The organism is Flavobacterium pectinovorum (assembly GCF_900142715.1).
Taxonomy (GTDB): domain Bacteria; phylum Bacteroidota; class Bacteroidia; order Flavobacteriales; family Flavobacteriaceae; genus Flavobacterium; species Flavobacterium pectinovorum.
The window spans coordinates 57,225-69,074 of sequence record NZ_FRBX01000009.1; the positions used below are offsets into that span (position 1 = coordinate 57,225).

The window sequence follows — 11,850 nt, forward strand, 5'->3', positions numbered from 1 at the left end:
AAACAATAGTTTAAATAATTACTCCTAATGAAAACGATTAGCTTATCTTACAGTGCAGACTTAAATTGGACAGCATCATTAGCCGAGCAGCTTGATGGCAAAATTGAAAAAAACAACATCATTTCTTGTGAATCTATTTCTACAGGAGATCGCTTTTTTATGAACATTCAAAAAGGAGTTGTGGTATATTATCATAATACCATTACGCATGTAGATATAAGAATGATTCAAAAAAACAATACTGATGATTATATAGCTGTTTATTATATTTTGAGCGACCAATATTCAAAATATTTAAGCAACGACTTTTCTTTTGATATTGGCCGATGGCGCTATAATTTTTTAATTGTTGATAGCAAAGTAGAATCAACTTATTATATAAAAGCTGGAACCAAAACATTGGCTTTGGCCCTATTCATTAAAAAAAGTGTAATGCAGTCATTTGCAAAAAACAACCGTTGTTGGTTTTCTGACCTCGACAAAATGCTCAATCCACCGGAAAATCTAATTATCAGGCTTGACAGAATGAGTAATGAAAGTATTCAGGAAATAAATGATCTGCGTAAATTAAAAGTTGGCGGTTTAGTATTCGAACTGTACCTTAAGGCAGCTGTGGAATTATTATTCTCTAATTATTTAAAAAAGGTAAGCACGAAAAGAACTATCATAGAAACTGATGATTCTGATTTTGCAAATATTGTAGCTGCTAAACTTTTTCTAATTAATAATATTGAAGAACATTTTCCGAGTATAAAAAGCATATCGAACATTGCTAATATGTCTGAATCTAAGTTTCAGCATTTATTTAAAAAAATAACAGGGACAACAGTTAATAATTATTTCATGCATAATAAATTAATAAGAGCCAAAGAACTTCTTGAAGAAAATGAATTAACTGTATCTGAAATTTCAGACAGGCTTCATTTTACCAATAGTTCTCATTTTGCTTCTACATTCAAAAAACATTTTGGCATTTTACCAAAACAATTTATCAAACAATTATAGCTGTTTTCAAGTTTTCAGCTTTGATTTTGCAGATTTAATACACTGAATATTATTAAATAATTATTTTTTTCAGCAATATAATTTATATGATGAAGTTTTGTATTTTTATCAGGCAAAATAAAAATGTTACCTAACTTAAACCAATAATTATGGGAAAATTTGTGATTACAAAAAGAGCCAACGGAGAATTTCAATTCAATTTAAAAGCGGGAAATGGCCAGACTATTTTAACCAGCGAAGGTTACAGCACAAAAGCAGCGTGCAATAACGGAATTGAATCTGTAAAAACAAATTCGCAGGATGATTCCAGATTCGACAAAAAAGAATCAAGTAATGGAAAACCTTATTTTAACTTAAAGGCGTCAAACGGTCAGATTATTGGCGCAAGTGAAATGTATGAAAGTACATCTGCCAGAGATAACGGAATCGCGTCTGTAAAAACAAATGCTCCTGACGCTGTTACAGACGATCAAACAGCATAATTCTAAAATATTTAAATAAACACGAATTTCACAAAACTAACACAGAAATTAGTGCAAATCTGTGAAATTCGTGTTTAAAATAATTTATAATAAATAGTTGGTTTTATATAGGTCCGAATTTTTTTTTGTACCGATACAATTCTTCTTCTGTTTTTTTTAGAAGTTTTTCGAGAAGCTTTATTTTATCTTCGTAAAGCGTTTTCAGGGTTTCGTTGTTATCCTGATTAATGAGGATACTACCGTTGTTATTTCCTTTTACATTATTAAAATTATTAAAGTACCTCTGACTGTCGAAACTAATGATATCTTCTACACTAACATCTAAAATACGGGCAATTTCAACCAATTTAATATAGGAAAGAACCGTTTTTCCTTTTTCAATTTTACTATAACCCGCCTGGGTGACACCTAGTTGATCTGCCATATATTCCTGAGTGTAATTTTTTAACTCTCTAATACTTTTTATTTTGTTTTTTATTGAAGTGGCCATAAACTTTATTTGGGGGGATGGTATAGCTATAACTGCAATGCATAATCTGAATTTGCTTCCAAATGTAGGTCAATGAAGCACTATTGATATGTTATTTTTTTTTTATGGTAATTATGAAACCGTATACTATTGCAACAGCCATAAATGCCCAATCGAAAGATGAAATTCCGAATAATGATTGATCCATTTTATTATCTTGGTTTTATGCTTCCTGCAAAATCTGATCAAATTTCAGACTAAGGTATTGGTCAATTTGTTTTCCTATTTTTGTTCGGTCTAATGCTTTTATTTTAATTTTAGTTTCTTTCTGATAAATGTCTTTTACGATAACATAATAATCAAATTCGATATTTTTAGGAAATCTTAAAATGATTAAAATAGTGTAACAGAGCAAAGTTGGAATAATGTAGTAGAGTTCGGCAAAATTCGAAAAAATAATAAAATAATAGGCAAAAGCGGTTACTATTAAAAAAACAATGTTTTCAAGAAAATAGGATTTCTTTTTTTTGAGCAATCCAAGCTCGACAATTTCATCAAAATTGTACTGCCAGTGCTCCGATCCGTAATAAAAACGGACTTGATCATGTGTGAGAGTAATAAACATAGTAATTGTGTTGTTTTAAAATAATAAGTATTCAATAACGAAATCTTAAATACAGTAGTGAAAAACCATTTTTATACTTGAAAATAGGTATAAAAACGCTAAAAATGTTACGAAACATTCCGAATCACAATATTACGTATATTCTGCTTTTTTATTCTTACAAAAAGTATCATAGAATATAACTATACGTTGTAATTCAATCTTAATATCACTTTTTACTGATTTTTAATATAGTTAGATTGAGATTTTACTGATATAGTATTTTATCCTAAAATTGAATTGTAAAATTCAAAAATTATTACCCAAAAAAAAGGCCGTTTCTTTATATTAGAAACGGCCTTTTTTTATCAAAATTATTCTTTTTTATTTTTTTTTTTAATGCATACACCTAAAAATCATTTGTTTCATAAATTTTTATCATCTAATAAAATTTATTTTTTACCAATCATATTCTCAATTCGTGAAAACGATATTTCAGGATTTGCTCCCGCAGATTCTGCAACCAAAGCACCAATGGCACAAGCAAAATCAATCGAAGTCTGCGGATTCTTATCGGTAAGTAAATAAGTTATTAACGAAGCCAAAAACGAATCGCCTGCCCCAACTGTATCGGCAACTTTTACAGGATAACCTTCATTTTCATAAAGTTGTCCTTTCCAAAACAATAAAGCGCCATGTTTGCCTCTTGTTACGCAAATTGCTTTTGTGTGGGTAAGTTCTGCAATAAAATGTATGTTTTCTTCAAGGCTTTCAAAAGGTGATTGTAAAGCCTTGGCAATTTCGAGGATTTCTTCGTCATTAAACTTAATAAAATCTGCCGAAAGCATTAATCTTTCAAGCACTTCGTACGTATAATGAGGTTTCCTTAAATTAATGTCAAATACTTTATAAATGTTTATTTGAAGCAAATCTTCCAGCGAATCCCTCGAAACTTTATCACGGCAAACCAAACTTCCATAAATTAAAACATCGGCATTAATAACCAGAGTTTCCGCTTGATTATTCAGTACAATTTTATCCCACGCCGATGGATAATTAATTTCGTAAGTCGCAGAACCCCTTTCGTCTAAAGTTACCTTTACCAATCCTGTCGGAAAAGTTTCAGATTGCATAATGGCATCCGTTTGAAGGCCTAATTGTTTTACGTGGTTTAGAATTGCTTTTCCGTCTTCATCATTTCCAACACAGCTTATCATTGCGACTTCACAGCCTAATGTTTTCATTCGCAAAGCTACATTAAGCGGAGCTCCGCCTATCTTTTTCTTATCTTCAAAAACATCCCAAAGTACTTCTCCGTATGCTACTGCTTTAAGGCTTATATCGTTATTCATTCTTAACTTTTTTAATATTTATATGCAGGTTCAATATTATAAAGTTAAACTTTTATTTTTTGATGAGCTATAGAAACGAGGAATATACAAACAAAAATAAGTCACAGCGTGACGTTATATTTATAGAAACATAAAGGTCTGTTATTTAAAAAGCTCCATCGGAGCGAGATATCTCGCTCCGATGGAGCTGTACGAATGGTATATAATTGTTTAGCTATAAATATTATGCTCCTCTGGAGCATTTGAAATAAAATATTGATTTTTTTTGTGCTAATGGATTTTAATTTTACTCCAATAAAAAAACAATCAATCCCCTCGCCCCATGCGCTCCTAAAACTAATGATTGTTCAATATCTGCTGTTTTTGAAGGTCCGGCAATAAAAGTTCCGAAACCATACTCCTGGTTTCCAATTCTTTCATACGCCTGATGCATTGTTGGGATAATGTCGCTTTTGTTTACGATAATCGCCAGATATTGTGTAATAAAAGGTGCCACACGCTGACCCAAAATATCATCTGTAACCCAAAGTGCGCTATTTTCGGCAACGCCAAAATGTGCTTTAATAATCGTTAATTCAACGTTTTGCAACAAATGCGGATCTTCGTTTTTCCAATCTAAAACCGCCACTTCAGAAAGCTCAGGAACTGTGGTTATAATTCGTCTTTCGAGTGCATAATTTTGCTTTAAATAAGCTGATATTTCATCGTAATTGGCAACTTCAACAAAATCACCACCTATGTTTTTAAGCACGGTTTTATAGGTATCCAAAACCTCAAATTGATCAGAACCTAAAATATTTAAATCAGGCAAATCAGCAACTATATTCGGTTGGCTATTTTTTATTTTTTGTAAAATCTGGTCTTTACTGCTCATCTTTTTTCGCTTTAGCTTCTCTCGAATTTTTCTTGTACCATTCTCTAAAAGATTCCTCAGGAACGCTCGGCATTTCGCGCTGATCGTACCATTTATTCATTTTATTATTCACCAAAGCGGGAATATTTTTCATTACAAATCGCCCTGATTTTCCTGCGATATTAAAAATCATCGGGTTTGCCAAAACGGTTGCCATTGTTTTCATTGCTACGGTTTTTGCTGCCGGGGTATGCCCTTCTTTTACCAAAACCTGACGCCATTTGTACAATTGATCGTGAATGTCAATTTTTACCGGGCAAACATTGGTACACGAACCACAAAGCGTACTTGCAAAAGGTAAATCTGCATTTTTGCTCATGTCGAGATTGGGTGCCAAAATAGCGCCAATTGGTCCCGCAACGGCATTGTGATAACTGTGTCCTCCGCTTCGTCTGTAAACCGGGCAAGTGTTCATACACGCGCCACAACGAATACATTTTAATGAGTTTTTAAAATCTTCCCTGCCTAATTGTGTACTTCTTCCGTTGTCAACAATTACAATATGAATTTCTTTTCCGTCTCTAGGTTTCTTAAAATGACTTGAAAAAGTCGTAATTGGCTGTCCGGTTGCGCTTCTTGCCAATAATCTCAGGAAAACACCCAAATGTTTTCGCTGCGGAATCAATTTTTCAAATCCCATACAGGCAATATGAACATCGGCTAAATGTGCACCCATATCGGCGTTTCCTTCATTGGTACAAACTACAAATTCGCCGGTTTCTGCAATCGCAAAATTGACTCCGGTTAAAGCTACTTTTCTGGTTAAGAAGGTATTTCTTAACGTTAAACGAGCCGATTCTGTTAAATATTGAGGGTCAAAATTTCCTTTTTCGGTACCTAAATGTTCATGAAAAGTTTCGCTTACATCTTCTTTTTTAAGATGAATGGCAGGCAAAACGATATGACTTGGCGGTTCTTTTCGAAGCTGAACAATAAATTCTCCTAAATCAGAATCGATTACTTCGATACCTTTTTCGGCTAAATAATCATTCAAATGACATTCTTCTGTAAGCATTGATTTTGACTTCACCATTTGCTTTACATCATGTTTTGCCATGATCGAATGCACGATTTCATTATGTTCTTTGGCATCAGCAGCCCAATGCACAATGATTCCGTTTTTTTGAGCATTCGCCTCAAATTCAACTAAATAATCATGAATATTAGAGAGTACATTGTTTTTTATTTGTGAAGCCGTTTCACGAAGCAATTCCCAATCGGGAATATTATGCGCGGCTCTGTCGCGTTTTTCACGAACAAACCAAAGTGTTTCATCATGCCAGTTTACGCGTTCTACATCTTTGTTAAAACGTGTTGCGGCTTCACTATGTTCAATTATTTTTTTTGATGACATCTTTTTCTTTTGTTTTTTTACCATTAAGACATTAAGTAATTTAAGCCTAGCTTTATGAACTTAATATCTTAATGGTAAAAAGAAAATTAAGCTTAATTTTAAAATCACTTAGTTTTCGAACGAATTTAATATTTCGGCAATATGAATGGTTTTGATGCTGCTTTTTTGCCTTTTCAGGATTCCTTCTAAATGCATTAAGCATGACATGTCTCCACCTGTGATATAATCTACGTGATGATTTTCATGATCTTTGATTCGGTCTTGACCCATTTTTACAGAAACAGCTTCTTCGGTCACACAAAATGTTCCGCCAAAACCACAACATTCATCTTTTCTTGAAAGAGAAACCAAATCTAGTCCGTTGATTTTGCTTAATAATTGTTCGGGTTTAGAGAAAAATGGCGCGTTTAATTCCGTCATCTGCGAAAGCTTTAACCCACGCTGACCGTGACAGCTTGCATGCATTCCTACTCTAAATGGGAAATTTCCGTTGATATGATCTACTTTCAAAATATCGGTAATAAATTCCGTTAATTCGAAAACTTTTTTACGCATTTCTGCCGCTAATTCTTCTTGTTTATCATCGTGTAAATGGTCTTTTACATGCAAAACACAACTTCCAGACGGACAAACGATATAATCAAATCCGGCAAAATTGGCTATAAAATTGGCATCACAGCCTTTGGTTAAATATTGATATCCGCTGTTTGCCATTGGCTGTCCGCAACAGGTTTGCCCCATCGGAAAATGAACTTCACAGCCTAATTTCTGCAAAAGTTCATAGGTCGCAATACCTACTTTTGGGTAAAACTGATCGACATAACACGGTATAAATAATCCGATTTTCATATTCTTTTTCATTATTTTTTAAACACATAAGCTATGTGTGTAAATATTTTTTCACGCAGATTTTAAAAAGATTTAAGCAGATATGTGCAGATGATTATCCAAATTAAATCTGCTAAAATCTGCCAGATCTGCGTGAAACAAAATCTTTTTAATCGTTTAATCTGTGGCAATATAATATATCAATGCTTATAAAACTTCAAATCAATCAAATCATTTTGAATTGGTTTTGGATTCCAGTTTTGATGAATTGCCAATGCCGCACCCAAAGCACTTGCCTGCGCCATTGATGCTGCATAAACTTCTACATCCGGAAAAGCTTCTGCAAGCAAATTCATGAAAATGGAATTTTTACTGAAACCTCCGTCTACAAAAATCTTTTTTACAGGACTATTACGAATGACTAAATTAGTTGAAAAAAACTGTTGTTCGACCAAATCAAGCATTAATTGATGATATGCAATATCGTAATTTTTAAAGGTATTTAAATCTCTTTTTTGAAACGGACATTCTTTTAGAATATCAAAATCATATTTCTTGGGATAAACGATTTGAAAATTTAAGGCTCTTAAATTCGAAACGATCTTTTTATCAAAATAAATATCCTTGAAAGAATCAAAAGGCACATTAAAATGTTCTGCTAATCTTTTGGCCTGAATTTCATGTTCGTTACCCGAAAAAAGTCGCGCTGCTTTTACCGGTTTTTCGGTGTATTGCATGTAACACAAACAATCATTTTGAAGTTCTTCAAACGTTAAAGGTCTATTATTAAACGGATTCAATGAAATACTCCACGTACCCGTTGATAATAAAACAAAAGGTTCTGTAAAGTTAATCGTATACGGAATTATCGCCGATGAACTGTCATGCAAACCAATCCCGACAGCGATACCATTTGCTTTTTTAATAATGTCTTTTCCCGGATGAATTGGCGGAAGTTTCTCTTTAATACCTTCATTTTTAAGCCATTTGTGATACTTCATCTTTTTAAAATTCCAAAGATTAGTATGGCATCCAATGCTTGTAATATCGGTGTAAGCTTCTCCGGTTAACAGAAAACTCAAATATTGCGGAAGATGTAAACAATATTGTACTTTTTCAAACAACTCCGGATTTTCTTCTTTTAATCTGTAAATCTGCATTCCGGAATTCAAACTTCCTAAAACAGGAGAAGCTGTTTTTACAGCAAAAACTTCTTCTCCTCTATATTTAGTATAAAAATTATTTTTTAGCTCTTTTGGATAATCTTTTAGATAATTGTATAAAGGCGTTAAAACTTCGCCTTTGTCATCAATATAAACAAAACTGGCTCCGTAAGTGCTAAAATTTATTGCTTTAAGAGTGTAATTACTGAGTTCTTTAATTTCTGATAATCGATCGAGAATCCAGTTTTTTAGAACCTCAATATCTTCGCAGGGAAAACCATCTTCATCAACTGTTTCCTCGAGATTTACTGATTTTTCCCAGACAATTTTATAATTTTCATTAAATAAAAATACCTTTTTGTTGGTTTTACCAATATCAAAAATTGCAACTACATTCATTATTTTAATTTTGAGTTATGAATTATAAATTGTGAGTTAAAGAATTATGATTTTCGTCCTTGTTAACGAATAACTCATAATTCATAACTTATAATTATAATCCTGTTGCCATCGTTTTTAATCCTCTTTCTCCAATTAGATTTTGTCTAACGGCAAGACTGCGATACAATTCAACCGGATTTAATGCCGCTCCCGAACGCAAACGAGCCTCGGCAACCAAAGCACGAACATCGGTACGGAAAGCGTTTTGCAGAATTTCCTGCGCTTTTGCCACATCGTTCTCATCCTGAGCAATTTCTAATGCTTTTCTGTCTACCAAAAGTGCCTGAGCATAAGCAATCATAATCGCTTCTACAGATTGCAATAAATCTTCTAAAGGATCTTTTATGTTGTGAGAAGCATCGATCATCCAGCCTAAATCTTTGGCGTGATTCATTCCTCTGGCATCCATTCCTTCAACTAATTCATTGAAAATCAAGAATAATTGGTAAGGTTTTAAAGCTCCCGCTGTTAAATCGTCGTCGCCATATTTTGAATCGTTAAAGTGGAAACCGCCTAATTTGTTTTCCATTAATAATAAAGAAACAATTTGCTCGATATTGGCGTTTGGCAAATGATGTCCTAAATCGACTAATGTCTGCGCCTTATCGCCTAATTTTTTAACATACGAATATGACTGTCCCCAATCGGCCACTGTCGTTGAATAAAAATTAGGCTCAGCACATTTATATTCTAAAAATAATTTCCAGTTGGAAGGCAATGCATCATAGATTTCTTCTAAACTTTCCAATGTATTTTGATATGCTTTACGGAAGTTTAATTGTCCCGGAAAAGAAGATCCATCTGCCAACCAAACCGTTAACGATTCTGATCCTAATTCGATTCCGTGTTTGATAACTTCAATATTGTGAGCGATTGCTTGTTTACGAACTGCTTTGTTTACGTTTTGCAAAGAACCAAATTTATAAGTATGTTCCTGATTGGCCTGATCCTGAAAAGTATTCGAGTTCATGGCGTCAAACTTTAAATTGTGTTGTCCGGCCAAAGTTTTTATTGCTTTATAATCCTGTGGAATATCCCACGGAATATGCAAAGAAATCGCTCCTGAAGCTTTGTTTAAAGCATGAAGCAAACCAACATCTTCAATTTTTTCTTCGATCGAACGTGGTTCTCCTCCTCCGGCAAAACGCCCGAATCTTGTTCCTCCGGTTCCCAATGCCCAAGATGGAATTGCAATTTGGAATTCGATTAATTTTTTAATAATCGCTTCTGCATCACCAATTTCTGAAGTTGTAAATGCAAATTTATTTTGATGTTTTTTTAGTAACTCATCATTATGAGAGTCTATTTTGTTTGATCCAATTAACATATTTTTTCTTTTTAATGGAATTACAATTGCTAAATATATAAATTGAATTCCTGTTTTACTATACTATTTTGAAGCTAATTTGTTTGTTTAAAATTCTTTTACATTTTAAAAACCTAACGTTCGAAATTATCGAACGCTAGATCACAAAAAACCACTTTTGCTTAAACAAACTTAAAAAAAACTATTTTTATCTATAAAAACCCATTGATACTCCGCCGTCTACGTTTAGTGCGTTTCCTGTCGATTTATCCAGTAAACCGCCAACAAAAGCAAAACACGCATTGGCAATATCATCAGGCAATATGATTTCGTTTAATAAGGTGCGTTTGGCATAGTAAGCCGGTAATTCTTCTACCGTAATACCATACGCTTTGGCTCTTCCTTCTGCCCAGCCTCCAGACCAAATGTTTGAGTCTGAAATTACGGCATCCGGATTTACCGTATTGACACGGATTTTATCTGCTCCCAATTCCGCTGCCATAAGACGCGTTAAGTGTGCCTGGGCTGCTTTCGCTGATCCGTAACCCGGATTATTTGGGCCTGCCACAACAGCATTTTTGGAAACAATGTTTACAATATCTCCGCCAAATCCTTGTTTACGCATTACTTCGATTCCGGCTTTTGAAACTATAAATTGTCCTTTTACCAAAATGTCATACAATCTGTCCCATTCTTCAAGGGTGTGTTCTGCGATAGATTTTGAGATGCTGATACCGGCGTTATTTACCACAATATCAACTCCACCAAAAGCAAGACAGGCTTCGTCGAGTGCTTTTTCTGTACTGCTTTCGTTTGTAACGTCTAAAAGTGTGCTTGAAACAGCATCTTTTCCGAAGGTTTTTATAAAATCTTTTGTTGCTTCATCAAGTCTTTCTTCGTTGATATCATTGATGATCACGCACGCACCTTCCTGAGCAAATTTCTTCGCAATTGCTTTTCCTATTCCTCCGGCTGATCCGGTAATAAGGGCAACTCTTCCTGAAAGTGCTTTTGGTTTTGGCATTCTTTGCAATTTTGCTTCTTCCAATAACCAATATTCAATATCAAAAGCTTCCTGATGCGGAAGTGAAGTATATTCTGAAACGGCTTCTGCGCCTTTCATGACGTTTACCGCGTTCACATAATATTCTGATGCCAAACGTGCCATCGTTTTATCTTTGGCAAAAGTGAACATTCCAACTCCCGGATATAAAATAACCACAGGATTTGGGTCACGCATTGCTGGTGAATTTGACTTTTTGCAGGCATTGTAATAATCCTTGTACATTGCTCTGTACGCTTCAAAAGCAGGCTGTAATTTTGCTTTGATGGCATTTACATCTGATAAATCTTCGTTTGGATCGAGTTCCAAAACAAGCGGACTGATTTTGGTTCTTAAAAAGTGGTCCGGACAAGAAGTTCCAAGCGGAGCTAATTTCTCCAAATCATTAGAATTGATGAATTCCAAAACTCTTGCATCATCCGTATAATGTCCAATCATTTGACGTTCTGACGAGCAGAATCCTCTTAAAATTGGGGCTGCTTTTGCCGCTTTTAGTTTACGTTCGTTTTCCGGTAAACTTTGTATTTTTTGTCCTCCAAAAACAGGACGTTTTTTTCCGTAGTTATTTTCTAAATAAGTTGCGCATTTCTCGATTACTTCAAGCGTGTTGATGTAACTTTCGTATGAAGTTTCGCCCCACGTAAAAAGTCCGTGAGAACCCAGCATGATTCCTCTTAATTTTTTTCCTTTTTTTTCTGCTTCTTCAAGACAGCTTCTTAATTGAAGTCCCAAATCAAAACCCGGACGCTGCCAGCCTACCCAGCCAATTTCTCCATCGAATAATTCTTCGGTGATTTTTGCGCCGTCTTTGGCCGCCGCGATGGCAATAGCTGCATCGGGATGCAAATGGTCGATATGTTTGAAGGGTAA

The 11,850-nt window shown here is 34.3% G+C and carries 11 protein-coding genes; 2 read left to right on the top strand and 9 right to left on the bottom strand.

Annotated features, from left to right (window positions below):
- Positions 1–27 precede the first annotated feature (27 nt).
- Both BUE22_RS23085 and BUE22_RS23090 read left to right on the top strand, forming a co-directional pair.
- Positions 28–1,005 carry a helix-turn-helix domain-containing protein gene (locus BUE22_RS23085; RefSeq protein WP_073398314.1) on the top strand — a complete coding sequence of 326 codons (978 nt, stop codon included), beginning with the start codon at positions 28–30 and terminating at the stop codon, positions 1,003–1,005.
- A 149-nt stretch (positions 1,006–1,154) separates the two neighbouring features.
- A complete protein-coding gene (locus BUE22_RS23090) occupies positions 1,155–1,487 on the top strand; it encodes a YegP family protein (RefSeq protein WP_073398315.1) in 333 nt (110 codons plus the stop codon).
- Positions 1,488–1,590: 103 nt separating this feature from the next.
- Here BUE22_RS23090 and BUE22_RS23095 read toward each other — a convergent pair whose 3' ends face one another.
- The 9 genes from BUE22_RS23095 to BUE22_RS23135 all read right to left on the bottom strand — a co-directional run.
- Complete coding sequence (locus tag BUE22_RS23095; protein ID WP_073398316.1) at positions 1,591–1,977, bottom strand: helix-turn-helix transcriptional regulator; 387 nt, start codon at positions 1,975–1,977, stop codon at positions 1,591–1,593.
- Between the two features lie 202 nt (positions 1,978–2,179).
- Positions 2,180–2,581 (bottom strand): hypothetical protein, encoded by a 402-nt coding sequence (locus tag BUE22_RS23100; RefSeq protein ID WP_073398317.1) that lies wholly within the window; start codon positions 2,579–2,581, stop codon positions 2,180–2,182.
- A 431-nt stretch (positions 2,582–3,012) separates the two neighbouring features.
- Positions 3,013–3,912 carry a carbohydrate kinase family protein gene (locus BUE22_RS23105; protein WP_073398318.1) on the bottom strand — a complete coding sequence of 300 codons (900 nt, stop codon included), beginning with the start codon at positions 3,910–3,912 and terminating at the stop codon, positions 3,013–3,015.
- A gap of 286 nt (positions 3,913–4,198) precedes the next feature.
- Positions 4,199–4,786, bottom strand: a complete 588-nt coding sequence (locus tag BUE22_RS23110) for a LutC/YkgG family protein (RefSeq protein ID WP_073398319.1) — start codon at positions 4,784–4,786, stop codon at positions 4,199–4,201.
- Entirely contained in the window at positions 4,776–6,179 is a 1,404-nt protein-coding gene (locus BUE22_RS23115) for a lactate utilization protein B (RefSeq protein WP_073398322.1), read from the bottom strand. The genes BUE22_RS23110 and BUE22_RS23115 overlap by 11 nt, the downstream gene beginning before the upstream one ends.
- A gap of 108 nt (positions 6,180–6,287) precedes the next feature.
- The gene (locus tag BUE22_RS23120) at positions 6,288–7,028 is read right to left on the bottom strand and encodes a (Fe-S)-binding protein (RefSeq protein WP_073398323.1); all 741 of its coding nucleotides are present in this window, start codon (positions 7,026–7,028) and stop codon (positions 6,288–6,290) included.
- A 179-nt stretch (positions 7,029–7,207) separates the two neighbouring features.
- Positions 7,208–8,569, bottom strand: coding sequence for an FGGY-family carbohydrate kinase (locus BUE22_RS23125; RefSeq protein ID WP_073398320.1), 1,362 nt, complete (start codon positions 8,567–8,569; stop codon positions 7,208–7,210).
- A gap of 94 nt (positions 8,570–8,663) precedes the next feature.
- Entirely contained in the window at positions 8,664–9,938 is a 1,275-nt protein-coding gene (locus BUE22_RS23130) for a sugar isomerase (RefSeq protein WP_073398321.1), read from the bottom strand.
- Between the two features lie 187 nt (positions 9,939–10,125).
- The coding region (locus tag BUE22_RS23135; protein ID WP_073398324.1) for a bifunctional rhamnulose-1-phosphate aldolase/short-chain dehydrogenase at positions 10,126–11,850 on the bottom strand (1,725 nt) is incomplete at its 5' end.

Bases quoted from the DNA above. Each gene is read 5' to 3' on its own strand.
- BUE22_RS23095 (WP_073398316.1), bottom strand. From the start codon at position 1,977: ATGGCCACTTCAATAAAAAACAAAATAAAAAGTATTAGAGAGTTAAAA.
- BUE22_RS23090 (WP_073398315.1), top strand. From the start codon at position 1,155: ATGGGAAAATTTGTGATTACAAAAAGAGCCAACGGAGAATTTCAATTC.
- BUE22_RS23100 (WP_073398317.1), bottom strand. From the start codon at position 2,581: ATGTTTATTACTCTCACACATGATCAAGTCCGTTTTTATTACGGATCG.
- BUE22_RS23115 (WP_073398322.1), bottom strand. From the start codon at position 6,179: ATGTCATCAAAAAAAATAATTGAACATAGTGAAGCCGCAACACGTTTT.
- BUE22_RS23085 (WP_073398314.1), top strand. From the start codon at position 28: ATGAAAACGATTAGCTTATCTTACAGTGCAGACTTAAATTGGACAGCA.
- BUE22_RS23105 (WP_073398318.1), bottom strand. From the start codon at position 3,912: ATGAATAACGATATAAGCCTTAAAGCAGTAGCATACGGAGAAGTACTT.
- BUE22_RS23125 (WP_073398320.1), bottom strand. From the start codon at position 8,569: ATGAATGTAGTTGCAATTTTTGATATTGGTAAAACCAACAAAAAGGTA.
- BUE22_RS23130 (WP_073398321.1), bottom strand. From the start codon at position 9,938: ATGTTAATTGGATCAAACAAAATAGACTCTCATAATGATGAGTTACTA.
- BUE22_RS23110 (WP_073398319.1), bottom strand. From the start codon at position 4,786: ATGAGCAGTAAAGACCAGATTTTACAAAAAATAAAAAATAGCCAACCG.
- BUE22_RS23120 (WP_073398323.1), bottom strand. From the start codon at position 7,028: ATGAAAATCGGATTATTTATACCGTGTTATGTCGATCAGTTTTACCCA.